We start from the raw sequence: 24,270 nt of genomic DNA, 5'->3' as shown, positions 1-24,270 counted from the left end.
TTGATGATACAATTAAAATCACCTCAGGCACTTTTTGTTTTTTTCAGGAGCAGACATTTATAGACCAGCGCTAAACAACATTAGTTTTTCACGCTGTGCCTATGGTTTGTACCAAAAGCTTTGCTGGTACTCCTGCTCCCTTGAAGCTGCTTCCCGGTTTTTCATAATCAGGTGGCTTTTATCCATTTGCTTACTCCGGTATCCCAGGAGATGAAAAAACTGTTTGGCAAAAAAGCGCGCTACATTCTGGTTGACACGCAATACATCATGCTGATCTGTAAGCCAACGCACACCGGGGAGCAGAGGAAGGAGGCGGTCAAAACGAAATTTTCGCAGGAAAGCAGACAGACGAAGAAATACTGGAGGAATTTTACGGATGAGAAAGAACCCATCATTGCCCTGGCTCTGGTATAAGGGCATAAATATTTTTCCATCATGAGGGGCTAAGATGTATTGCCCATCACTTTCTGCGAGTACTTGCCCTTTCTCAATTTCCTGAAAATTACTAAAGCCCGCTTTCATGCGGAAAGCCTCCCCTGATTTGATCTCGTAACGAGAAAAAATCTCATATATGCCCCGGGAGGCTTCCGAAGACTGTAAGAGCAACTGATAATAATACTCAAAATCAATCGCCTGTTTCTCAATGCTACCCGAAAAAACCAGGCTGAGATAAATAAAAGAAATCATGCTTTCTATAGTAAACAGAGCGTCATGCTGTCCTCCCTCATAACCAAAAGCCACATAGCCCAACTCATTGATATAGCTCAGCAAAGGGCCATCCAGATACTCTTCTATCCCCAGTATCATAGGCACCGGATATTGTGTAGTAAACTTCCGGTTGAGCAAGCTATCATTTACCGTAAGGAAAGGAATAGTCTGGCTGGAAGTAGTATGCAGGTCAATGAAGTAGAACGGACTTTCTCCGGTATCCAGAATTGTTCTGAGAACGCGGTATATTTCTATCTGTTGCGCAATATCTTCATGTTTCACCTCGAGTTTGCCAGTCAGTAAGCTTTCCATCTTTTCGCTCGTCCAGAGGCGGTTCAGGTCTTCCTGATGATATCTCACGCCTCTTTCCAGTGCCCACAAATTACCGCTGATCGCATAAATATTTCCATTAAGCCGGATATCCTTATCTTTTATTTCCTTCATCACCTTATCCAGCGCAAAAATACCTGCCGGTTCGTTGCCATGAATACCTCCCGTAAAGATGATGGTCGGTCCGGCTTCGCGCCCTTTAAGTTGGCCAATCATACGGCCAATTTTCATGGATTGCTTAAGTGCCTTGCTATTTACCTTCACCATGCAGAAACGCGCTAATATCATGCTTAGTAATGATGCCTACCAGGTCCTGCTCATGCACTACCGGAAGACAGCCGATTTCATGCTTTTTCATAAGTTGGATGGCTTCACTGATTTTGGTGTGGTACTGCACCGTGACCACTTCCTTGATCATAATATCAGCTACGGTACGTTCATCACCCTTATTTTCTTTTTTTTGACTTTCCATATGTGACCAGGTCAGCAGTCCGCAGAGCTTTCCTGACTGGTTTTCTACCGGTACATGATGGATATTTTTCCACTGCATCATACTGGTGGCCAAAGTAGCGAGGTCACCTTCGTGCACGGTAAACATCTGGGTAGACATGATATGCCCCACCTGCTCTGCTGCCTTATGAATGGCTGGTTTGCTTTCTACTTTTGGCCATTGATGTACAGGAAAGTCCGTTTGTTGATGCTCATAAATAGCTTTGGTAAGTGCCAGCAATGCATCATCCTGCTTCATCTGCTTTCTGAAATTGCGATAGCTTTCTACCTGCCATTGCGCACCGGTTTTCCCTTGGGTACGCCGCTCAATAATACCCAGCAGCCGGTCTATATCTTTCCGGTCAATCTGCACCTTTTGTAAACCTATATAGGCCATGGGCAAGAGCTCATTGGTCACTAGCTTCTCCACTGATACGGACTTACCCATCCAGTGTAGAATGGTTTCTTTACCCGTTCTGGCCGCTTTGATAAAGTTGGCCTTAGCATCACGAAAATCCATGCAGCCAGACATGTCTTCAAATTTCGCGGGCCTGCCTTTCATCAAGCCTACCCAAAAGGCAAAGTTTGCCATTTCGTCCAATACAGTAGGACCAGCAGGAATATACCGATTCTCAATACGTACATGGGCTCTTCCCCCTCCTACGCCATAACAGGGACGGTTCCAGCGATACACAGTACCATTATGCAGGTTGAGCGCTTCCAGCTTTGGTGTATTTCCTCTTTGTAACTCTTCCATTGCATTGCTGCCAATCTCCCTGGAAAGAATCACTTTATGCTGAGCAATGTTATCCTTAAAAATCTCAGCGATAGAACCGCTAGCCCAGGCATTACCGAAGCTTACCCTCCCCTGCTGGTCTTTGAGCGCATAAGAGGAACTGCGGGTGTCAATACTTTGCTGAAAGAGCGCGATACGGGTTTCACTCCATAGCTCCCGGCCCAGCAGCAAGGGAGAGTTTGCGCATATCCCCAATACTGGTCCTGAGATTGCCTGAGCCCAGTTATAGCTGGCGATAAAATCCTGAGGGGCAATCTGTAAGTGCAGCTGAAAGCTCGTATTACAGGCCTCAAAAAGTACTGAGTTATGAGTAATGGTAAGTTCATCTACGCCCCGCAGGTGGAGAGAAAAATCTGTACCCCTCAATGTCTTGATCATTTCATTCAATGCGCGATAGCGGGGTGTAGGCGTCATGTACTCCAGTTCCAGTTCATTCTTGCTGATGGTAGGCAGGATTCCGCTAAGTACAATTTTCGTGTCATGCTTTTCTGCTCCTGCCTTGGCCTTTGCCAGCAGGCTGTTCAGTTGCTTTTCCAGCCGGGAGAAGCAGTCAGCATTCATCTTCTGCGGATCAAGGTTGATCTCCAGATTGTAGCGGGCAATCTCTGTAGTGAAGTGTGGATCATCAATAGATTTTAGCACCTGCTCCGCATTTTTGGTAGGCCGCCAGTTGTTATTCACCAGGCAAAATTCCTGCTCCGCCCCGATGCGGACGATGTCATCTTCTATCAACCCATGCGCAAGCATGTACTCCAGCGCCTGAAGGTCATCAAGCAGATGCCTGATAAATGCTGCCCGCTTTTCATGATTGAGTTGGCTATTTACGCTATGTTCCCCCATATTATGTATTCTGAAAGACAAGTACGCCTATTGTTCTAAAAATAGCTTTTTCCAGCGAATAATGAAGAAAACAGCAAATTAGCTTTCTGACTACCTTTGCATTCAGTAGCCCTGCACTTTTATCCGGAGATGGATAGGATCATCATGCACCATTCAACACTTTGTAGGCATTATTCTTCATCATTGTCTTCCATGTACTTCAGATCGCTGAAACCCTCCCAGTCCTGTCCAAACTCCCAGGTATCGCAGTGGTACTCTCCCTCATTGGTACAATGCTTTCCAAAAGGACATTCGTAGCCTTTTCCATCACAAAAGCGAATGTCATTCAAGCTCTCCTGGTCGCAGGTGATATACACATCCATGGCTTTCAGAAGATAAGTGTACACTAAATCGTAAGGAAGATAAGATGGTAACTCTACGATTATGTTATAATGCTCATAAAGCTGACGAAGGATTGCACACATGTAGAGCAATTGTCTTTCTGTCCATTTCTCAGCAGGGGGGAACATTTCCGGTGAAAGCCTGAACCATTCGCTGGCCTTCTGGGCCGGCTCTACCTCTAGGTGTTCATATTCTTCCGGTACCTCCAAAAGGTCCGTGGGAATATTGAACTGCACATTCTGATCTTTATTTTTTGCCGACTCCCGTATGTCATCCACCAACTGCTCAAAATACCTTTGCATCGTACTCATAGCTTGTGAGTTTAAATGTGATTATGTAAACCAATATAGTTCATCACAGGTATTACTTTGACAAAATGTATGTTTTGCACTGCTTTTACTGAGTTTAGCGTATTGGCCTTCAGCAGTTTAACCCCTGAAAGGGTAAAGCGCTCTCCACACCTTATTCCTTATCCATTTCCACTACCCATATTCCCCTCAGCTGATTTTCGGCATAGCCCTTCGCCTGATCTTCAGGATAAAGCGTATTGAGCTTAGCCAAAGTCTCCTGATTGATCTGGCGGTTAGGGTCACCGTGGCATTGCAGACACATAGTGTTGGTAATAATAGGATAGTAAGCGATCATTTTCCCATCAAACTCCTGTAGCTGAGGACTTACTTTCCCTCCCTGCGCCAGCTTCTCTTTGCCTGCCTTAATGTATTGCAGTTGTGAACCATCGGCGGCATTATCAGGATTCCGGGGCTGATCAGAAACTCTTTTCAGATGAACATTCAGCACCTGCGCCATACTATCGGTGAGCGGATAGGCCCGGGTATTACAAAAGTCTACCGCATGGGCGCTTCCCTCACTTTGGATAGCCTGCATCAGGTTTTTACCCAGGACTGACTGGGTCTGGGCAGCATATTCCTGTCCTAAGGCCAGATAATCAACAGTGTCTTCTGGCGTGCTGAGCTGAGCAGTATCGCTTTGCTCATTTGCATTCCTTCCCCCACAGCTTAGCAACAGAAGCACAGGACTTAATAAGAACAGTTTGCGTGGGCTTATCTTTTTCATCTTTAGGTATTCAAAATTGAGCTAAACCATCATTATCACCGCAGACTTACAATCTGCTGCTTACAATACCTAAGGACGTAAAAAAAGAGGAAAGAAAAAGTGACTTATGTCACAGTGGGAAATTATGCTTGAGGAGCTTATAATTTTTCTATCTGTGCTTTTGTCAGTCCAGTGTATTTATAATCAGCTCAATAGGATGATTATCTTTCTTCATTTCCCTGTTAATCTCAATTTCTTTTTAATCGCTCCTTCTTTTTTAGCGGTTTCAATGACACTATACATTATCACGATAGACTTTTAGACTCTCTTCGTATACTTTCATATCTTCTTTTACCCGATCTTTTACTCTTGAAATAGCCAGGTCAAATGAATGAAGCAAAAAAAACGGAAGGGTTACTTGAAATGCTTTATTTTTAACTTGATTCATCTGTTATACATAGCTTTTAGTAGACCGCCTAGTTTCAAAAGCAAAGTTCTCACCTGATTCAATTAGCGTATTGGTCCTTTTCAACCTTAATCTTCCTGCCTCTGTCGCTGTCTTCTCGGCTTGAAAAGGAGATAATCCTCTGGCTATTTCATCAGCGTTGACAAACGCTTTACAAGCTGAGATTTACTTTCAAACTTAGCAGTCTCATTACATTTCCCTACGTCCAGATAGGGCACGTGCCTCTGAGCTTTTTTAAGTATCTACTCAAATACCGGTTTTGCATTTCAGTTTCAAATAAACTCAGTTGAGGCACGTGCTATATCATATGTTAGAGACTTTTATTTAGCTTCTCGTTGGTAGTAAGTTACGATACTAGCTTTTGCAATAGTGTTGTTCCACAGGTAGTATCCAACAACCGCAGGGTTTGTGTTTTCATCTAATCCCAACTTATCAGTTTTCAAGGCATAGATGGTAATAACATACTGATGTAAACCATGACCTTCAGGTGGACACGGCCCTCCATATCCTTTAGCACCATAGTTGGTGATGCTTTGAATAGCACCTTTGGGAGCTAGTTTTGTTGATACATCTCCAGCACCACTTACTAATTCATAGGTATTGGAAGGAATGTCAAACATTACCCAATGCCACCATCCGCTACCTGTTGGTGCGTCCGGATCGTACATCGTCACTGCAAAGCTTTTGGTTCCTTCGGGTGCATTCTCCCATGAGAGCTGAGGCGATTTATTATCTCCTACACACCCAAAACCATTGAACTCTTCTGTTAAAGTAGCCTGTCCTCCTAGGTCTTTACTTGATAAGGTAAAGGTTGACTGACTGAATGTTATTTGTGAAATAATACTGAATGTGATTAATAAGATTGTCTTTTTCATGAATCTTTGTGTTTAAATAATGTTACAAAGCTCATGGTTCGGAAGACCAATTAGTGCATGCGACTAGGTCAGAAAGTATTGCTAAAAGTTCAAGTTGATTGAAACTGTTTTGGAGTCACCCCGTACTTGGATTTGAAGGCTTGAATAAAGTTGGTTAGTGATTCATAGCCTACCTCAAGATAGATATCAGATGGGCGTTTCCTTTCATTTTTCAGCAAAATAGCAGCGTATTCTAACCTTCTTTCCTGAAACCACTTGCTAGGTGAAACACGATATTGTTTTTCAAAGGTTCTTTTAAAAGTTGACAAACTCATATTGCATAAGAAAGCCAATTCATTCAATGTCAATTTGTTCAACTTGTTGTTTTCAATTACCTGCTGAAAATGTAAGTCATAGTCATTGACACTCGTTATCAAGGATTCTAAGAAGCTATGACCTAAATTATCAATCAGGTATAATATCAATTCTTCAAATTTAACTTGAAGTACTCTCTGCCTATTTGATGAAGACAGATGATCGAGACAGGTCAAACTTTCAGCAAAGGTGCGGAGGTACCGATCAAATGGAATGGGTTGAATGGTTTTTCTCTCAATATTTTTTGAAAGTGTAATAGAATACTTTTTAACAAACTGTAAAACAGCTTCATTTGGAAAAAAGAAAAGGACACTTCTATAGCTATTATTCGTTCCCGTTAATTTCTCTGTCATTAAGCATTTGCCTGCTTTCATTAAAAGAAATTCAGTATTTGAAATAGCGGTTGACTTAATATCAGAGTGAACTTCCTTATAGCCTTCCATAAGAAAACTAAACGTATTCATAGAAAGATCGACTTGCTGCTTCGTAGACTCTTGCTGAGCCCTGTAGTCATAAGCAAGCACATCTGCTTTTTCGTAGGGTATTAAGTCTTCAGGTAAAATAACGGTTTTCAAAGCTCAATTGTCTCTATCGGCTAATGCAGCGGACGGCGAAGGCTTTAGCCGAAGCATGCCCGCTGAGCATTGTTACCCTGCGTTTTCAATCAACAAATGTTTCTTTGATCACTGATTTACAGCTTTTAATTTCTTTCGCTGTAATTTTTCCTAACACTTTGATGATCCTACTTTTATCAATCGTTCGTATCTGATCAATGACTACCCAACCTGTTTGATTGTTATGTCGCACTCTTATTCTAGAAGGATAAGGTTTACTTTTAGTAGTCATTGGAGCGACAACAACTGTTCTAAGATTGTCATTGATTTCATTGGGAGATATAATCAAACATGGCCTAGTTTTCTTTATCTCGCTTCCTACTGTCGGATCTAGATTAACTAAAACTATTGCATATTGATTTATTTTCATTCTTCAAAACTTTCATCTTCAAAGACATCATCTAACAATAATTGGTCATCTTGATTCTCATGCATTTCCTTGAAAGCTTCATTCCAACCCTTTCTAGGTGTATCTATTGGACGAAGAATTATCTGCCCTTCCTCCAAAATCACCTCAACTTTATCTTTAATATTATATTTATCAAGAACTGATTTGTTTAATCTAAGGCCTCTCGAGTTGCCGATTTGTATGATTGAAACTTCCATAGTTTATACTTTTGTATTTACAATGTAATTACATGCACATAAAGTTCCAAGTTCTTTTCAAATTTTAATGCAGGGTAACATCGGGATAGCGCATATATACGGCTATTTCCCATATACCACTCCAAGATAAAGGCTTTTTATTAATTTTATAATGATAATATATAAAATTACTGTGTTTTATACTTATCCGTTTGCAAACGCTTATTAAATGCTTGTGAACACATTCCATTCTTTCACTATTCCTCTTTCTTCCTTATCTCCGTAAGTCCGTTTCTTTTCATCACTTTCTGCTTTGGGAGAAAAGCATCATTTCGGGAGGTTTTTTTATTTACCAAAATTTTAAAAATTATGTCAAACGAAAATGTGGTCTATCCAGATCCCACAAGAGGATCAGAAGACACTTACCAAAAAGTTGCAGGAGATCAGTGCGCTCTTAAAGTCTTATCTCATTGCCCTCCAGCCCGCAGAGCATCAGTCCCTGCCCAAGATGAGCGATAAGACGATTCCTTTTGTAGAAAAGGTACTGGAGTATACTAAATCCAATCCCGAGTTTACGCCTTCTTACCTGCAGGTAGATGAGATGGAAATTGACATTCAGGCAGTGGATGATCTACGTAGACTGTATCGCGAAGTGGAGCAGTTGTGCAAAAATCTGGACGATACCATGATGCTTTCGGGTAGCGAAGCCTATGCCGCGGCTCTGGCTTATTACAATTCGGTAAAACAGGCCAGCAAAATGAATGTACCGGGGCTAAGTCTATTTTTGAGGATTTGAGCCAGCGTTTTCAGAAGAAGTAAATGGTGGATAGCAGGGTAGACCTTTTGTCTACTTTATGGTTTTGAGCTTTGTGTCACTTCACTATTCTTTACCAACCTTCCTTTTTTCAATTGACCAATTTATCCAGTCTTGTCATTCAGAACATACAATAAAATTGTCGTTCATTGATTGATGTACGATATGTTTATGCTTTGTCATCCTGTCGGACGGCCGATGCCGAAAGACCTTGCTAAGACCTGCGTATATATTGATTTTTGGCCTTAAAAGATTTATACAGTTGATAAGAATCTCTTCAGGAATTAAATAGATGTTCTTTATTGTCCTCCATCTTAACATTATTCCTATACTTTTGATGCTTCCCCTCCACTCACTGACCAACCTTCTCAGTTGTGGCTTTCTGCTATTGAGAAAGTTTGTTTATATCCTCAGATAGCTTGGTAATCAACCCTAAAAAGTTCCTATCAAGGATATAAAACGTTTTATAAGAAAATTACTTTCCATTTCAAATTTTAAAAGTTCCCTCCTTGATGACAGGGAGGGGGAAGTATGTCATACACTTTATCAATGAATTTCGTTTATTGTCTATTCAGGATGACAGGAGGGTGACTAAATCGCATAGTTTATCAATGAGTCTTGTAAATTACCCGTTCAGGATGACAAAAAAGAAAAACACTTACTCCTCCTGCTCACTGAATTTGTAACTCGCAAATCTAAATCACTAAAAAGTAATCTTCCCACTAACAAGTTATAAGCCTTATACATCAACATTAAGGAATAGAAGTCCGGCATTGCGCTCTGGTCATTCAGCCGAGCACTTCCAAAGTATTGATTTGAAGTTCTAAAGTACAAAACTGAGGTTCGGAACTTCAAATGTGAAGCTTTGAAGTACCCCCTTCGCCTGAAAGCCAAAGCAGTATAGGTCACAAATGCTGATCTTTTCACAACGGCTTTGAAGCTTTGTGAGACACAAACCTTGGTCTGAAAACATCAGTCATGCCGTCAGGCATCTTGCCCCCACTTAAGGTCAGCTTATCAATTGCCAACAAGCTGGTAAAGCCCTCGGGCCGAAATTCCTCGCTGCGCTACGGAATAAACAATGCGATGAGCATTATTTCTTTTACACCTTGATCAACTCATGAAAGCGGGAGATATCTTCGGGCTTACCGGCCAGGAAGAGAATATCATCCTGCCTGATCTCAGTATCGGCTTCAATGTGAGCAAGGTAGTCATCCTCGCGTTGTATCGCCAGTATATTAACTCCGAAGCGGGAACGAATTTTTGACTCATCAATTTTTTTACCTACTACCTCCTTATTGGTGTTCTGTACCCTCAGCGAAGAGATATTCATATTGGGAATATTGATTCCGGCAATACCTTTATAGACAAACTCCCTTGGCCTTAGCATTTCGTAATTGTCGGAGCGTACAGTTTGCACAAAGCGTTCAATCTCATCATGGGGCACCAGGTATTTGTGGAGCAGCCGCGTAAAAATCTCAACGGAAGTCTCAAATTCCTCAGGGATCACTTCGCTGGCACCCAACTGAAGCTGCTCACGCATCTCATACATAAACCTGGTACGTACGATCATATGAACAGTAGGGCAGATCGTCCTTATGCTACTCACCACTCCTTTGGTAGCGGGAGGGTCAGAAATAGCGACGATAGCCACCCGGGCACTATATACCTTCACATGCTCCAGAATGAAAGGATTGGTAGCATCGCCAAACAGGATGGGCTCGCCTTTGGCACGCTCCAGCCTTACGGTCTCGGCATTCATTTCTATAATAACATAAGGAATTTTAGCGAATTTAGCCGCCTGCGCTACATTTCTACCGTTGACTCCGTAGCCAATGATGATGGTATGGTCTTTCAGCTTTTCTATCAGTTCTTCCATTTCCTCTCCGGCACCACTGCCTGTCTTTACCGGCATCTTATCGGGCAGGTTAGTTTTGGAAAACAGCCGCGTGACTTTTCCTGAGTTTTGGATGATAAAGGGGGTAATGGCCATGGAGAGTATGGACACCGAGAGAAAGTACTGATAGGTGTTCTCTGAAAGAAGCTCATTTTCAATCCCTACATCAGAAAGGATAAAAGCGAATTCCCCTACCTGAAAGAGACTCAGACCGGTAAGCACCGCGGTACGCAGTGGATAGCCCAGGATAAAAGCCGCAGAGCCTGCAATCAGGGTTTTGAATACAAAGACCAAAGCCAGTATGCCCAGGATCAGAAGCAAATTGTCCAGGAGAAAAACTACATCCAGCAGCATGCCAATAGATACAAAGAAGAAGCTGGTAAATATCTCGCGAAAAGGAATGATAAATCCGGTGGCCTGATAGCTGTAATCGGACTCTGAAATGATCAGCCCGGCCAGGAAAGCACCCAGTGCCAGGGAAAGGCCAATGCTGGAGGTAGCCCAGGCTACGGCAAAGCAGATGACCACGATAAACAGAATGAACAGCTCCCGACTTTTGGTCTTGGCAACTTCGTGCAGCAGGAAAGGAATAAGATAACGAGCCCCGAACAATACAATTACGATAACTCCTCCTGCTTTAAGCAGTAGTTCTCCCAGGGTAATCCAGATGTCTCCTCCATTTCCGGACAAAATAGGGGTAAGCAACATCATGGGGACTACGATGATGTCCTGAAAGATCAGCACTGCCAGCGCTACCTTGCCATGCGGGCTGTTGACTTCATTTCTCTCCTGCAAAAGCTTAAGGACGATGGCGGTACTACTCAGTGAAAACACAAAACCCAGAAAGATAGCTTTGTTCATTGTAAAACCAGTCCACATGGCGATCAGGGCAGTGATGAGGATGGTCAGCCCCACCTGTACCGCTCCCCCGATCAGGACGCTGTTTTTGATGGCTGCCAGGCTTTTCAGCGAGAACTCCATACCGATGATAAAGAGCAGCAGTATCACCCCTATCTCTGCCATGACTTCTATCTCATGAGAGGCAGTAATCAATGCCAGCACGTAGGGCCCGGCGATGATACCTGTCATCAGATAGCCTAAAATGGTAGGCAGGTTGAGGCGCTGGAAGAGATAAATCACGAATACAGACGCGCCTAGGATGATGATGATATCGGTAAGTAGAGGTATTTCCATAAGTTAAAAAAAATCTTTGCTGTACTAAGATGAAAAAAGCGGAAATGAGTACCAACTGATGCCTGTGAAAAAATTCACCTATTTCCGGTATGTGGCAAGTGCTTAGCTGATCAGGCCTGAGGCAATGACCTTCATATGCAGGATAATATTGAAAGAATACGCTCTATGCCAAAGGGCTGAAGTGCCAGTTGTCAACAGTAATTACATCTTTCAAGGAAAAGGCAGTGATAATGCCCTAAGCATCACACTGCCTGCTTGTATAATGACTTACTTTTTCTTTTTCGTCTTTTTCTTTTCCTTATTCTCTTTGTCAAAATCTATCAGCTCAATATTTCCGTTTTCGTCAATGCGAATGGCAGGAGGTACCGGCATCCACAAATGCTCTTTGCTATGCTTTGGAATATTGGGCTTATGAGGGGGGATTTTTTTGATCTCCGGTGCAGTTAGGATAATCTTTTCAATATCTGTATTGGATACCACTGCTTTCACCTGAGCTGAGAGCCTGCTGTCAGCGGTTTTTTCCCGCCCCGCTGCCGTAGCACTTATCCGCTTATCATTTCTTTCCTGATCCATACAATGTTTCTTTAGACATTCACGTAATCGCCGGGCATCAATCTCATGCTTTTTCAGCAATGCCATGATACCCTTATCACTTAAAAAACAGTCTGCAATTTTGCACAAAGCATCGCCGCTTCCTCTTCCATCATCCTCCTTGATAGGAGGAACAGGTTCGCTTCTGTAAAGAGAGACCGTACGTACCGCCTCCCGGGTAAATGCATTACCGGACATGGAATTGCCTGATGCTTTGAACCTGATCTGGTATAAACCGGAGTGATCTCCCTCAAAATCAGTAGCATAGCTACCCTCCCCCTGGGAATCTAACTTTAATGTTTTCTTGATGCCATTGGGATAGCTAACCTCTGCTTTTACTTCACCTTCAATCGCCACATTGTACTGCCTGATGGTAGCTGACAGATTGATCTTCGCTCCCGCTACATTGGAGGTCTGGTCTACGGCAGCGGCAAAATTAAGATCAGTATAGGACTGTACAATTACACTATAGGGTACCGACTGATATTCACTAAGCTGTTTTAACAGATCCTGATTGTTTTCAGCAATTTCTTTCCATATTTCCCTGACCTTCTCTGCTGATAGTTCCAGCACTACCTTCCACTTACCTGCATGTGAGCCTATGGCTTGCGCGGGAATGGCTGGCAAGGTAATCCTGTAGAGTTGATCATTCATATTGACCTTGTGCTGGGTATTGCCCCCACTACCCTGTATCACATCACCGGCAGGGGTAATGATAGAAGCAGTAATGAGGGGCGCAAAAGGTGAAAGTATGATCACATCGGCATAGATATCCGCTTCGTTGAGGTGAAAGTCTATCTCATGTTTAAGACCGAAAAACAGCCTGCCCATAGGGTCAACCACAATATCATTGTTGCTGACATCAGCCAGTATCTGCACGAAATAATGAGTCAGCAGAAACAGACGCTCATCGGCAGTCATATTGCCGGTAATCAGTTGGTAATTAGAGATTTCTCCCAGCACAGCGTCATTTACTGAGCCTTGTACTCCCAAGCCTATGGCATATACATCGCTGCTGATATCGGTAATGGCCGTGTTTACCGGCGGAGTGCCTACATAGGGAGAGACATTCTGATTGCCATCACTCATCACCAGCATGGCAAAGTTATCATAAGGCGTAGCGGCAAGGTTGATCTCATCGCCCAGCACGTCGGCTCCTTCTATCATCCCTTTACCTATGGCCGTATCACCTCCGGGGTTCAGTGCCGGGTCGCTCAGCGCATTGCTGACATTGGTACTTCCTCCCGCCGACATCTGGGTAATGCCGAAGAGGCGGTTTTCATTGGTATCGTAATAGACCATGCCGATGCCATCGTCGGGCAGCATAATATCGCGTACTACGTCTACAGCGGTTTCCAGCATTTCAAAACGGCTGAGGCTGGTCCCATCGGTATTGGACATACTTCCTGACTTATCCAGTACCAGGCAGATGGCGGACTTTTCCCGCTCCTGCACATTGGCAGACAAATTGATATCCCAGGATTGGGCAGTAAATTCATTTCCTTCCGGACCATAGTAGCCCTCTTCGTCATCAACAATCGCGGAGATGGTTGCCATACCATTCTTATTACCCAGGCCTGTAGCTGTGTCCAGCTTCACAAAAACCTTTATCGTTTGCTCTTCCCCATCATTAGGGTCTACCTCTACTTCATAGGGCATAATATGATCAGGTACCTGAAAAGCGGCATCTCCTCCCAGGCCGGTAATGCTGAAAGTGACTTTTCGGCAGGTGGTGATGGTAAACTCCACCCATCCATAGGTCACTGTATTTTCCGGCACCTGTCCATAGTTAATAGACATGCTGGAAGGGGTGACTACCGGCAAATCCGTATCGTACATATAACCCAGATCACGATGATCCAATAACTCATTAGGTGTGGGTTTTACCGGATGGTTAAAAAAGGTCTGGTCCAGCATGGCCATGATAGAATTCAAACTATGACCCGGCGCACCCGCATTGGGCTGGAAATTGGAAAATCCGGAAGGGTTAATATGACTCCAGACTGCCCATATCTTGTCTACATTAGAATGGTGAAGGAAGAATATCGGGTCATTGGGAGAAGTCATAGGGATCATATTTCCTCCTATTCCTAGGTGAGGACCATTATGCAGCCCCCATTCCAGTTTCTTGCGAAAGCTGGCATCAATTTCTGCCTGTTCAGCCGGACTGATTCCTCCTGAACCATAATTGGGTTCATTAAAAGGAGACTGATCATAATCACTCGTAGAAAGGCAAGCATTTTGAGTGGTACTACCAGGCAGGAAATTTGGGCTTGCGGTACCGGCCCGACGCAAATAAGTGGTATCATCCCGGGCATTGCCACTAGGGTTGCCGGTAATGACATTAAGCTCCCAGCCCGCGCTTTCGGCAAAAGCTCCGGTTTCTACCCGATTATCAGCTCCGGTGCCCATGCCTCCCATAAAATTAGCCGTCAGTGGATAACCGGCTCCAGTACCATCAGGATCAGGACTGTTATCTCCTTCATCTCTGTAGTCTATCCAATCCCAGTAGGGAATCGTTAGCTTGGGGTTTCCCGAGGCATCCTGTAGTTCCAGTTCAAATTGCCGGAGGAACTCCCGGTGCCAGGGTAGAAAAGCTGAGCCTTTATGAGCTCCGTCCATCACCTGTAAATGTACCCATACATATACATCATAACGATTTCTGGCACCATCTGCCCAGGCAGCAGGCTGATCAGCCTCTATGATAGGAGTAGCTTTGAGGGCCAATACGGCATTGACATAGGCTGTTTTTTCAGCGTCGGTCATCCGACTGACATTTTTACGACAGTTCATAGCTTTTTAAGGTTGTGTTACCATAAATATACTTTGACTGAGCAATAGCTCAGGGGATAAAGTCAACGCTATTTAGTCACCCTAAAAGTCCTAATGTAACCTTTCGCTAATTTAGCATTATCTCAAATGATGTCTTACACTTATTTATACACCTAGCAGTATTTACACAGCTAGCTGCTGTTCTACTCTCTCTTTCAAGGCCTTGTTCATGCGCTGGAAGTTGAGCAAAGTCTCGTCGCCTATCATTTTCAGGATGGGACCGCTAAGTAAGCCACTGAATTTTTCGCCGTGGATAAGTTTGGTTTGTCCGTTTCCTATGTCTTCCAGGATGAAGTAATGCCTTCCTTTAAAGGTACCTAATAAACCTGAGCCTAGCCACTCAAAAATACGGTTCTCTTCCAGGCGGGTGACGGTGGGAGTAAAAACCATAGGCTTACCTTTGCTCATCAGGGTATTTTTGAGCTGACTATGCAGTAGGGGTTTGCCTTCAATAGAGACGATAAAAGGATTCCAGGAGGGGTAATTCTGGAAGTCGGTAAGTACTTTCCAGATTTGTTCTTTAGGGGCATTCAGGATGATTTCAGTTTTGAGTTCTTTCATGATTTCTACATTTTGTTTCCCCAAAGTTCATCTGATTCGCAGTCTATTCCATTAACAATTGTAAAGAAAAATAGCTTTTAGGTTTGGCTAGAGATCTATTTTAAAATGGACTTTTCTAATCTACTTAAGATTACAGATTTAATACCATGCATGGTGTATTTATTCTTTCAGTTTTTGGTAAGCAAATAACCTCCCATTATAGTTTAACATTTTTTCAAAATATCACGTATTAACATTTGGAAGCCAGCACAGTGGGGCTGTTGGCATTGGAAAAAACATATTAATTATGTTAAGAGGAGAAGGGGATAATAATTCCCCAGGCAAAGTGATTATTAGTTTAATAATCAAGATCGTTTTTACTGTTGATGTTATTGAAGTTTTGAGAGTGATTCTGCGTTTTTGCAACATCGACATTTAAAGTAAAAGCAAATCTTACTGGTTAAATTTTGAACGGCGGGAACGGACAGCGGCGTATTTTGGTGTTCGATATCACTTTGAAAATTAATTGTGATTGTAGTTATTTACTAGCAGCACTTAATCAAAAACCAGGTGGAAATCAAACTCAATAAAAAAACAGGCAAGGTAGAATTTAATGAAAATGCCAAAGAATATAAATGGTCAAAAGTTGTAAAGGAGATAAACAGTGTAATGGCTAAGTCCTTGAAAGGTTTGCTCGTATACTACTTTATCGCATTTATGTTAGCAATGTTTGCTATAATTGGAGTTACAATTTTCATTTATTACAAGCAGGGTTTAATTGATTTTGAGGGTGAAATTGATAATGAAACTATCTCTGGATTTGGCACTTTTTTAGGTGGATTTGTTGGGACTATTTTTTCAGGTGTTGCAGTTTTCTTAGTTTTTCTGACATACTTAAGCCAAAAGGAAGAACTCAGGCTTACTAGACAAGAAATGGAGTCTCAAAATGAAACTTTAATAAAGCAAAACTACGAAAACGTATTTTTTAAATTGCTGGATACATATGGTGAAATTTCTAGAAATGTTATTTTTAGAGAGGGTGCTGCATCCTACAGTGGTAAAGAAGTATTTAAATTAGCTAATGAAAGTTTAAAAGATAGAATTGAGGCTACTTGGCATTTCAATCAAGAAAAATACCGATTAATAAATCAGAACACAGCCTGGAAAAGAGTTATGGATGAGGTTATTGATAATTTTATCAGAGATCACTCAGAGACTTTTACGGATTATATTAACACAATTTTTGAAATCCTTAAGTACATCAAAAAACTAGAATCAATATACCCTACTGAATATAAATTCTACAGAAACATTTTTATATCACAAATAACAACTCATGAGCTTGTAATTTTATTTTACTATTCTTTAGCTATTAATCATGGATATAAAAACTTTTTAGCGATTGCCGATCATTACAATATATTTGATAAAATAACAGATTTAGATTTACATAATCATGTAAAAGATAGAACCTTATATGCTTATTTAGTACCATTAGCAAGGATGCAGGTATGATACTTCAGATATGTTCCTTCTGGATGAAATCGTAGCTTGACATGATTTTCGCCCTATCAGAGTTCAGTAATAGATACGATCTCCTCAAATACTTCCAAATTTTCTACCTGAATAAGATAGTCCTTTTCCAGAGATTTGATCTTTTCACTTTCTTCAAAAACAAAGACTTCAATCTTTTGCCGCTCATTGGCTGGAATCTTTGCCAAATCCTTTAAAAACTTCTTATTGACCCTGATTGTCACTTAGTTACGCTTTATCTAATTGATTATAGAACTTTTTGGCCTGCTCCAAAATCCAAATTTTCTGAAGCGTCATTTTCTTTCATCAATTGACCCAGCGCATAATCTTCAAGAATTTGCTCTATTTTTTCAAAATCAGCAATATCAATTTGTACTGCTATCTTCTTTTGGTTTTCGTCAACTATATATTTTTTCTTAATCCCTTCCATAAGCATACATTTTAACTAAAATCGCTATAATTCTCTAAGCTAACAAATCTCTTTAATGCTTCATTTTCACAGTTTGTCACGAGTGTGTCATTGACATGTTTTTATTCTTGATATTATTGGTAAAAATCACTCCCCTTTACTTAATCTCTTCCGAATTCTGCTTAACGATACCGGGGTGATGCCCATGTAACTCGCCAATACGTGTTGAGGAATACGGTTCTCCAGGCCGGGATGTAATTGCTGATAGCTGGAGTATCTGTCCTGGGGCTTGTTGATGATGAGGGAAGCCACCACTTTCTGCGCAAAAGCCATCCTTTGTTCCAATATCTTTCTAACGAGTATGTTCATTCTGGGTACATCAGTATAAAGCTGCTCCAATTTCTCATAGGTAAGTACCAGCAGCTCACACTCCTCTAAAGTTTCTATAATTTGTGTGCCGGGAATCTGAGAGAAGAAGCTTTCGGAAGAACCTGCCATCATATTTTCCAGAAAGATAAAGCCGGTAATTTCCTCGCCCTCATTGGTAAGGTAATAGAGGCGTACGCATCCTTTGTTGATGAAGAATATTTCATCTGCCACCTCACCCGTATTGATCAGCACATGATGTCTGGGCACATCTCGGATGCTCAACTGACGTTTGATCTGCTCTTTTTCCTGCCTGGAAAAGGAAACAAACTGATCGGTAAATGTCCAGAAGTTGTCAAAGATCATAGCATAGCGTTCTAGAACTTAATGAAGCTGACAATCTTTCAACAGAGATAAGGGATCATCCTCCTCCTAAGATTCATGTACTGCTTCTTTTTTTTACTATTTTGTTTCATGTCCTATTCACCTACCACAGGAGCAGTTTGAGCAGCGGTAGTCACTCCCGGAGGCAGTTCCATAATTCTGATGTTACGAAAATGAATCTCCGCACCTTCGGCTTCCAGGCAGATATAGCCTTTTTTACGTTCCGAGGCCCGGAGGCCGTTCACAAATTTTCCATTGACCGATAGTTTGACTGTGCCATCCACACATACCACTACATATTTATTCCACTCTCCCTTGCCTTTGCATCTCTTCTCAATGGATTTGCTACGGATACCTCGTGGGTTATCGGGAATAGCGGTCATGCCCATGGTAGGAAAAAGCTCGCCGTGTACATAGGCGTCGGTTTGATTGTGCTGCTCAGCCCATTCCAGCTCTAGCATCTGCACTTCTATGGCTTTGGTGAGGGGGTCATCTTCAAAGGGTGTGCCCTCGCTCCAGACGAAAACCCCTGAGTTTCCTCCGGCTTCCATATGCCTCCATTCAATTTCCAGGATAAAGTTTTCGTACTGACGATCAGTACGCATCACACCGATAGGCAGGCCGGAACAGATGAGTACGCCATCTTCTACTTTCCAGGTTTCGGGCGAAGTATTCACATCCACCCAGCCACTCAGGTCTTCGCCATTGAAGAGCGGTCTGAACTGGAGAACTTCCTCAGACTGTGCATTTACAAAGTTTAGACTGAGTAGAAGAGAAAAAATGATAAGGAATGGTTTGCAGATCATTATTTTGATATTTGCTGGACGTGATATGTATGACAATGCGTTCAAAATGAGCAAAAAATTAATCTTCAACAAGTATAAAGTACCTTTACCGGAATGAATACCACTCTTTTTATTGCGCCAGTTCCTGTACATATTCAGGCGTAACCGGATCTCCGGCGAAGAAATCTCCTTTCTTACCTTTGGTCAGTGCCCAGCGGTCGATCCAGGAGATGCCCCAGTCTCCGTAGCGGCTGATTTCCTCCTTGTATACTTCGTCAGTCAGTGCTTCCTGAAGGGAAATAAAAGCATAGCCATGGCGCTGATACATCTCAGCCAGTTCATCCAGGTATTCCGCGTTGAGTTTGTTGGCATGCAGCAACAGAATATGTTTGATGTTTCTGTCCCACAACTGACCGGAAAGCTTTTCATAAAACTCTACCTTATCTTCCATATAGCTGATATAGTCTTCCCCAATCTTTTTCATCATTGTCAGATCTTTCTTCGTAAAGGAGACATGGTAAGCTTTAGCGAATAAGTAGTCATCATTGTCTATGGTGACCGGCGCTTCCTGATAGCCATGTTGCTCCAGGAAATGATTTAAAGAATCATGTCTGGCTTTGGTTAAACCTACTCGTAGAAAAGGATGACGAAAGTAATTGTATTCCAGCGCATACTTCTCCGATAAAGGCTTAGTGACTTCTTCACCCTTCAAAATCTCAGCGGTATATTCCTTAAAGCTCGTCTGATGGTAATTGATATGAGAGTAGGTATGATTGCCCAGTTGATATCCATTTTCCAGCCAATGCTCCAGTAGCTCTATCTGCAAAGCGCTTAAGCCGCCTTGCTGATAAAGCTTGCTTTCATTTACGAAGCCGATGGCGGGGATATCATATGCATCAAAAGTAGCGATGAGCTTATGGGTAATGTCCTGCAGATAAGCTTCGTCATTATTGCCATAATTCACGACTGGCAAGTCATCAATAGTAAAGCAGACTTCTTTGGTCTGGGCGAATGAAGCAATAGAAGTAAACAGTATACAAAGGAACAAATAGTTTTTCATTTTTTGGGTTTATGTTGTGAATCAAGCAGGCAATATAAGGAGAGATATGATTGGATAACAAAAATGTGGCTTCTATAAAATAGTAGAACGACTTTTGAGAGTCGTTCTACAAATCACAGGCATAATTTCACAAAAACTGATTTATCTTTCTGAAGAAGGCTGAACAACGCGTACCGGATCTTCTGGCTGAGGTAGTAATTCTACCGGATTTTCTTCAAGTAGCTCCAGAGCAACTTCCACTGCTTTTTCCAGTTGAGGATCATGGCCTTCAATGACTGATCTAACACCCTGTTCTACCTCTATGTCTGGTGCTACTCCAATGTTTTCCACATCCCACTCCCCTTCCAGATTGTAAAAACCTCCTCGCGGAGCGGTGATCCTACCGTTATCAATCAGCTGTGGTACATCCCAGATACCTACCAGCCCACCCCAGGTTTTGGTACCTACCAGCGGACCTATATCTCTCATCTTGAACATATAGGGCATCATATCGCCACCAGAACCTGCCATTTCGTTGATGACCATCACCTTGGGGCCCCAGATGCCCCCATTGGGTGCGGTAAAGGGCTGACGATCTCCGATAGGATTGTTGAAATACCCCAAAAGATCACGGGCCAGCAAGTCTACGATATAGTCGGCAATAGAACCGCCCTGATTGAAACGCTCGTCTATGACAGCACCTTTTTTGTCTTTCTGGGCAAAGTAATAGCGGTTGAAATTGGCATAACCTCCACCACCAGTATTGGGCAGCCAGACGTAGGCCAGTTGTCCATCAGATAATTCATCCACTTTCCTGCGGTTGCCTTCTACCCAGTCATATTGTCTTAGCAGATGTTCGTTGGAAACCGGAACAACCGTTAATTCTCTGGCGCCTTCCATGCTGGGAGTACTGTTGACAGTAATGAAAATTTGTTGATCGGCGGTTTGGTCAAAAGCAGAGAAAAGGTTTTGAGAAGCATCCAGTTCCACCCCGTTTACTGCCAGCAGATAATCGCCTTCGTTGACATTGCTACTCGGGGCACTTAATGGTGCTTTGATCTGCGGGTTCCAGCTTTCCCCGCTATAGATTTTCTGAATCCGGTAGCGGTTGTTTTCAATGGTATAATCCGCGCCCAGCAAACCTAGCGGTACACGATCCACATCGGGATAATCACCTCCACCCACGAAGGAGTGGCCGATAGAGGTTTCTCCACCAAAAATATCCAGCACATAGTTGAGATCAGAGCGATGCTTTACATCTTCAATCCAGGGGGCATAGGTTTCATAAGCCCAGTCCAGGTCCAGGCCATGTACATTGTCTACATAAAAATAATCTCTCTGGTATCTCCATGCTTCCCTAAAGATTTGCTGCCACTCTTTTGCCGGATCTACTTTGATTTTTACATTACTGATATCGAGCTTTTCCTCTCCCGGATCAGGCTTGCCATACGGATCAGACAGTATGTACTGCTTCCCTGAGGCCATATAGAGGTATTTATTTTTATCCGCAGATATTTCAAAGCCCTGCACACCGTCCGTAATCTTTTCCGGCTCTCTTTTCTCCAGGCTGAAACGATGTAAGCTCAGGCCATCCTGCTGAGGTACCTGCTCGGTATAGAGAATTACACCTTCTTTGGCAGCCTCCAGTTGGGTGTAGCTTCTGACCGGTACGGGCAACGCCACAACTCTCTGCTGTAGTTCCTCAAAGTCAATTTTCACTTCCACCTTTTTTTCTTCGGCCTGATCCTCACCTTCCTCACTTTTCTTTTTCTTGTCTTTTTCAGCCTCTTCCTTTTCTTCTTTCTCCTCTTCTCCCACTGGCTCATCATCACTTTCCGGTGATAAAGGCGAAGGCTCATCTTTGGAAAGTACAGCCAGGTAAATAGCTCTGTTGACAGGGTGATCATAAGAGGACATATCCAGCCAGCCTACATTAAGTCCGTAATCTGTACTGGCGGTGAAGTAAATGTACTTACCACTGGCATCCCAGGCAGGCATCTGGCAATCGGCCATCCCATCGGTAAGCTGAAAAGACTTTTGCTGATCCAGAGAATAAACAAAAATCGCAGCGTATTCATTGCTCAGGCGTTTGGTATAGGCTAACCACTTAGAGTCAGGGGCCCATTCTCCGTAGATTACATGCTGGGGATGGGCAAAACCTTCATTATCCACTTCAGTAAGTGCTCCACTTTCTACCTCCACAATCATCAGCGTTCTGTTCTCATTGTAAAAACTGAGGTATTTGGAATCAGGCGACCAAGTGGGATGATAGTAAAAGGTTGGGTGTTCTATTTCAATTTTTCTCTTCTCCTTGCCGTATTGACCGGAGATTACCAACTGATATTCTCCTCCTTCATCGGAAAACCAGCTGATATATTTACCATCCGGCGACCAGGCTACCTGTCTGTCTGCAACGCCTGAAGTGTTGGTCAGATTTCTGACGCTGCCTTTATCGGCCGGTACGGTAAAAACATCGCCACGCGCTGAGATAGCTACCCTTTTGCCGGTAGGAGAAATAGACAGATGATCCACATAGTCTTCTATCTTGCTCCAGTGCGGACGCGCCCAGGGGAAATCTCCAACTACCTCAATGGATAACTTTTCAGGCTCACCGCCTTCCGGATTCAGAGTATGAAGATAACCTCCGTTCTCGAAGATGAGCGTAGCATTGCCTCCTTCCAGGTTTTTGCAATCAAATTTTTCAAAAAAGCTAAGCTGCTTTACTGCTCTGGACTGGGTATCGTATTCCCAGATATTCATGACCTGCGCACGATCGGAGAGGAAATAAACCTTATCGCCCATCCATACCGGATCTATGTCCCGGCTGTTGTCCCAGGGCAACTTTTTTACATCATAAGACTGTAGATCCATGATGCGCAAAGGGGTGAGCTGCCCCCCACGATAGTTTCTGAACTCAGACTCCCAGGGAAAGATCATTTCATACACAAACTGATCGCCATTAGGAGAAAACTTACCATTCACCGCCCGGGGTACGATGAACTGCTCTGGCATACTTCCGTCAGTCTTCACTGTCCATAACTGGTCTGGCAGAGGGTAAGGTACGCGTGTACGACCCGAGGCAAACAGGACTTCACTATCTTTTGTCCATCCTCTCACAAAATCATCTTCCGGATGCCAGGTCAACCGCTGAGGGCTTCCTCCGGCTACCGGCACGACAAACACATCAGTATTACCATCGTATTCACCGGTAAAAGCAATCTGCTGACCGTCAGGTGAAAAGTGGGGCTCAGACTCCACCCCGGGAAATGTAGTCAGTCTACGCACATTGAAGCCATCAGTATCTGCCAGCCAGATATCTCCGGCATAGGCAAAAGAGATATGCTCATTACTGATGGCGGGGTTTCTTAATAAGCGAGATTCCTGTGCTAGGATTTCTTTGCTGGTACATAGGGCAAGAAAAAGCATAGCAAGCTTAAACAAAGGTTTGGGCTGTGTCATTTGTTGGATACTATTAGGTAAATAATCAGTTTGTCTGGACGAAAATGTATGCAGACAATTTTAGAAATGTTGCTTACCCATCAATTTACAAAAAGACTGAATAAAACCAGCCTTTTGCGATGACACACCTAGAGAAACAGGAAGCTGCTATAAAGCAAAAAGCTGCATGGTATAATCCAATAGCTCTACGCCTCCTGCATCTCCATGTCCCGGGATGATGGTTTTAGCTTCTTTATACTTTCTTTTTACCTTGCTGATGGTGCTTGCCCACTCATCTACATTAGCATCTTCAAGGTTTCCTTTTGTGGCATTCACAGATTTGACCATACACCCCCCGAAGAGGATTTCTTCTTCAGGAAGCCAGGTCACGATATTGTCCCGCGTATGCGCCTCTCCTAAAAATCTACAAACCACCTCTTGGTCACCAACTTTGATTTTCTTTTTTCTGGCAAATGAATTTTGCGGAACTACAGCATTATCCTGCCCGGCCAGGCTGCAGGTAAGCCTGGAAGCATAAGATGTAGCTCCGGCTTCATGAAAAGCGCCCAGTCCTCCCAGGCAATCACTGTGAAAGTGATTGATGACCACACTTGTGACCTTGGTTTCGGGAAATTTCTGAGAGATCCAATCCAGCAACTGTCCGGATATCTCGTCATTGGGCGGCGTATCCATCACTACGGCTTCGTTTCCGTTGACATACAGCAGTCCATTACAGGCCACTCGCCCAAAAGACGGGTAGGTCACGTAAGAAACATGAATGAAGCTCTTATCGGTGAGGGGAATGATTTCTAAATCTTCGGAAATATGTATTTTTTCTGCTTGGCCCCGGGCTTGGAAGGTAAGAATGGCAATAAATAAAAGTGTGATGACTGACAACTTTCTCATAGATATTGTCTTGAATAATAGATAATGTATGTATAGCACTAAAGGAGTGCC

At 43.0% G+C, this 24,270-nt stretch carries 21 protein-coding genes; 2 read left to right on the top strand and 19 right to left on the bottom strand.

Features of this window, described 5'->3' with window-relative positions; all coding sequences use genetic code 11:
• Positions 1–99 precede the first annotated feature (99 nt).
• From OKW21_RS01535 to OKW21_RS01495, 9 genes are all read right to left on the bottom strand, one after another.
• Positions 100–1,269, bottom strand: coding sequence for a succinylglutamate desuccinylase/aspartoacylase family protein (locus OKW21_RS01535; protein WP_277476612.1), 1,170 nt, complete (start codon positions 1,267–1,269; stop codon positions 100–102).
• 19 nt (positions 1,270–1,288) lie between these two features.
• Positions 1,289–3,163 (bottom strand): CBS domain-containing protein, encoded by a 1,875-nt coding sequence (locus tag OKW21_RS01530; protein ID WP_277476611.1) that lies wholly within the window; start codon positions 3,161–3,163, stop codon positions 1,289–1,291.
• A gap of 170 nt (positions 3,164–3,333) precedes the next feature.
• Positions 3,334–3,855, bottom strand: a complete 522-nt coding sequence (locus OKW21_RS01525) for a hypothetical protein (protein ID WP_277476609.1) — start codon at positions 3,853–3,855, stop codon at positions 3,334–3,336.
• A 151-nt stretch (positions 3,856–4,006) separates the two neighbouring features.
• The gene (locus tag OKW21_RS01520; protein ID WP_277476607.1) at positions 4,007–4,618 is read right to left on the bottom strand and encodes a Tll0287-like domain-containing protein; all 612 of its coding nucleotides are present in this window, start codon (positions 4,616–4,618) and stop codon (positions 4,007–4,009) included.
• A 274-nt stretch (positions 4,619–4,892) separates the two neighbouring features.
• Positions 4,893–5,045: a hypothetical protein gene (locus tag OKW21_RS01515; RefSeq protein ID WP_277476606.1), complete on the bottom strand. Its 153-nt coding sequence runs from the start codon at positions 5,043–5,045 to the stop codon at positions 4,893–4,895.
• 338 nt (positions 5,046–5,383) lie between these two features.
• Complete coding sequence (locus OKW21_RS01510) at positions 5,384–5,938, bottom strand: YbhB/YbcL family Raf kinase inhibitor-like protein (protein ID WP_277476604.1); 555 nt, start codon at positions 5,936–5,938, stop codon at positions 5,384–5,386.
• Positions 5,939–6,027: 89 nt separating this feature from the next.
• Positions 6,028–6,867 (bottom strand): helix-turn-helix domain-containing protein, encoded by an 840-nt coding sequence (locus OKW21_RS01505; protein ID WP_277476603.1) that lies wholly within the window; start codon positions 6,865–6,867, stop codon positions 6,028–6,030.
• An 85-nt stretch (positions 6,868–6,952) separates the two neighbouring features.
• Positions 6,953–7,276 carry a type II toxin-antitoxin system PemK/MazF family toxin gene (locus tag OKW21_RS01500; RefSeq protein WP_277476601.1) on the bottom strand — a complete coding sequence of 108 codons (324 nt, stop codon included), beginning with the start codon at positions 7,274–7,276 and terminating at the stop codon, positions 6,953–6,955.
• A complete protein-coding gene (locus OKW21_RS01495) occupies positions 7,273–7,512 on the bottom strand; it encodes an AbrB/MazE/SpoVT family DNA-binding domain-containing protein (protein ID WP_277476599.1) in 240 nt (79 codons plus the stop codon). The genes OKW21_RS01500 and OKW21_RS01495 overlap by 4 nt, the downstream gene beginning before the upstream one ends.
• Before the next feature lie 361 nt (positions 7,513–7,873).
• On the opposite strand from OKW21_RS01495, the gene OKW21_RS01490 reads away from it, so the two are divergent.
• Positions 7,874–8,287, top strand: a complete 414-nt coding sequence (locus OKW21_RS01490; protein WP_277476598.1) for a hypothetical protein — start codon at positions 7,874–7,876, stop codon at positions 8,285–8,287.
• A 1,120-nt stretch (positions 8,288–9,407) separates the two neighbouring features.
• Here OKW21_RS01490 and OKW21_RS01485 read toward each other — a convergent pair.
• From OKW21_RS01485 to OKW21_RS01475, 3 genes are all read right to left on the bottom strand, one after another.
• Positions 9,408–11,396 (bottom strand): cation:proton antiporter domain-containing protein, encoded by a 1,989-nt coding sequence (locus OKW21_RS01485; RefSeq protein WP_277476597.1) that lies wholly within the window; start codon positions 11,394–11,396, stop codon positions 9,408–9,410.
• 267 nt (positions 11,397–11,663) lie between these two features.
• The gene (locus OKW21_RS01480) at positions 11,664–14,780 is read right to left on the bottom strand and encodes a tyrosinase family protein (RefSeq protein WP_277476596.1); all 3,117 of its coding nucleotides are present in this window, start codon (positions 14,778–14,780) and stop codon (positions 11,664–11,666) included.
• 162 nt (positions 14,781–14,942) lie between these two features.
• Positions 14,943–15,380, bottom strand: a complete 438-nt coding sequence (locus tag OKW21_RS01475; protein WP_277476594.1) for an SRPBCC domain-containing protein — start codon at positions 15,378–15,380, stop codon at positions 14,943–14,945.
• Between the two features lie 549 nt (positions 15,381–15,929).
• Between OKW21_RS01475 and OKW21_RS01470 the strand changes: the two genes are divergently transcribed.
• Positions 15,930–16,874 carry a putative phage abortive infection protein gene (locus OKW21_RS01470; RefSeq protein ID WP_277476593.1) on the top strand — a complete coding sequence of 315 codons (945 nt, stop codon included), beginning with the start codon at positions 15,930–15,932 and terminating at the stop codon, positions 16,872–16,874.
• Positions 16,875–16,930: 56 nt separating this feature from the next.
• Here the strand turns inward: OKW21_RS01470 and OKW21_RS01465 are convergent, their stop codons facing one another.
• The 7 genes from OKW21_RS01465 to bla form a co-directional block, all read right to left on the bottom strand.
• Positions 16,931–17,080: a hypothetical protein gene (locus OKW21_RS01465; RefSeq protein WP_277476592.1), complete on the bottom strand. Its 150-nt coding sequence runs from the start codon at positions 17,078–17,080 to the stop codon at positions 16,931–16,933.
• 59 nt (positions 17,081–17,139) lie between these two features.
• Positions 17,140–17,322, bottom strand: coding sequence for a hypothetical protein (locus OKW21_RS01460; protein WP_277476590.1), 183 nt, complete (start codon positions 17,320–17,322; stop codon positions 17,140–17,142).
• A 126-nt stretch (positions 17,323–17,448) separates the two neighbouring features.
• Positions 17,449–18,033, bottom strand: a complete 585-nt coding sequence (locus tag OKW21_RS01455; protein ID WP_277476589.1) for a Crp/Fnr family transcriptional regulator — start codon at positions 18,031–18,033, stop codon at positions 17,449–17,451.
• A 113-nt stretch (positions 18,034–18,146) separates the two neighbouring features.
• Positions 18,147–18,857, bottom strand: coding sequence for a 3-keto-disaccharide hydrolase (locus OKW21_RS01450; RefSeq protein ID WP_277476587.1), 711 nt, complete (start codon positions 18,855–18,857; stop codon positions 18,147–18,149).
• Positions 18,858–18,966: 109 nt separating this feature from the next.
• Positions 18,967–19,896, bottom strand: a complete 930-nt coding sequence (locus OKW21_RS01445; protein ID WP_277476586.1) for a polysaccharide deacetylase family protein — start codon at positions 19,894–19,896, stop codon at positions 18,967–18,969.
• 141 nt (positions 19,897–20,037) lie between these two features.
• Entirely contained in the window at positions 20,038–23,334 is a 3,297-nt protein-coding gene (locus tag OKW21_RS01440; RefSeq protein WP_277476585.1) for a S41 family peptidase, read from the bottom strand.
• 147 nt (positions 23,335–23,481) lie between these two features.
• The gene (bla, locus tag OKW21_RS01435) at positions 23,482–24,219 is read right to left on the bottom strand and encodes a subclass B1 metallo-beta-lactamase (RefSeq protein ID WP_277476584.1); all 738 of its coding nucleotides are present in this window, start codon (positions 24,217–24,219) and stop codon (positions 23,482–23,484) included.
• Positions 24,220–24,270: the final 51 nt, after the last annotated feature.

Source organism: Catalinimonas alkaloidigena (genome assembly GCF_029504655.1).
Taxonomy (GTDB): domain Bacteria; phylum Bacteroidota; class Bacteroidia; order Cytophagales; family Cyclobacteriaceae; genus Catalinimonas; species Catalinimonas alkaloidigena.
The sequence above is the reverse complement of the archived record's forward strand: the minus strand, read 5'-3'. Positions and strand labels throughout refer to the sequence as shown.

Coding starts and splice junctions, on each gene's coding strand:
- bla (WP_277476584.1), bottom strand. CDS start 24,219: ATGAGAAAGTTGTCAGTCATCACACTTTTATTTATTGCCATTCTTACC.
- OKW21_RS01460 (WP_277476590.1), bottom strand. CDS start 17,322: ATGGAAGGGATTAAGAAAAAATATATAGTTGACGAAAACCAAAAGAAG.
- OKW21_RS01445 (WP_277476586.1), bottom strand. CDS start 19,896: ATGAAAAACTATTTGTTCCTTTGTATACTGTTTACTTCTATTGCTTCA.
- OKW21_RS01535 (WP_277476612.1), bottom strand. CDS start 1,269: ATGAAAATTGGCCGTATGATTGGCCAACTTAAAGGGCGCGAAGCCGGA.
- OKW21_RS01525 (WP_277476609.1), bottom strand. CDS start 3,855: ATGAGTACGATGCAAAGGTATTTTGAGCAGTTGGTGGATGACATACGG.
- OKW21_RS01480 (WP_277476596.1), bottom strand. CDS start 14,780: ATGAACTGTCGTAAAAATGTCAGTCGGATGACCGACGCTGAAAAAACA.
- OKW21_RS01510 (WP_277476604.1), bottom strand. CDS start 5,938: ATGAAAAAGACAATCTTATTAATCACATTCAGTATTATTTCACAAATA.
- OKW21_RS01485 (WP_277476597.1), bottom strand. CDS start 11,396: ATGGAAATACCTCTACTTACCGATATCATCATCATCCTAGGCGCGTCT.
- OKW21_RS01530 (WP_277476611.1), bottom strand. CDS start 3,163: ATGGGGGAACATAGCGTAAATAGCCAACTCAATCATGAAAAGCGGGCA.
- OKW21_RS01490 (WP_277476598.1), top strand. CDS start 7,874: ATGTGGTCTATCCAGATCCCACAAGAGGATCAGAAGACACTTACCAAA.
- OKW21_RS01455 (WP_277476589.1), bottom strand. CDS start 18,033: ATGATCTTTGACAACTTCTGGACATTTACCGATCAGTTTGTTTCCTTT.
- OKW21_RS01440 (WP_277476585.1), bottom strand. CDS start 23,334: ATGACACAGCCCAAACCTTTGTTTAAGCTTGCTATGCTTTTTCTTGCC.
- OKW21_RS01475 (WP_277476594.1), bottom strand. CDS start 15,380: ATGAAAGAACTCAAAACTGAAATCATCCTGAATGCCCCTAAAGAACAA.
- OKW21_RS01495 (WP_277476599.1), bottom strand. CDS start 7,512: ATGGAAGTTTCAATCATACAAATCGGCAACTCGAGAGGCCTTAGATTA.
- OKW21_RS01515 (WP_277476606.1), bottom strand. CDS start 5,045: ATGAATCAAGTTAAAAATAAAGCATTTCAAGTAACCCTTCCGTTTTTT.
- OKW21_RS01500 (WP_277476601.1), bottom strand. CDS start 7,276: ATGAAAATAAATCAATATGCAATAGTTTTAGTTAATCTAGATCCGACA.
- OKW21_RS01450 (WP_277476587.1), bottom strand. CDS start 18,857: ATGATCTGCAAACCATTCCTTATCATTTTTTCTCTTCTACTCAGTCTA.
- OKW21_RS01520 (WP_277476607.1), bottom strand. CDS start 4,618: ATGAAAAAGATAAGCCCACGCAAACTGTTCTTATTAAGTCCTGTGCTT.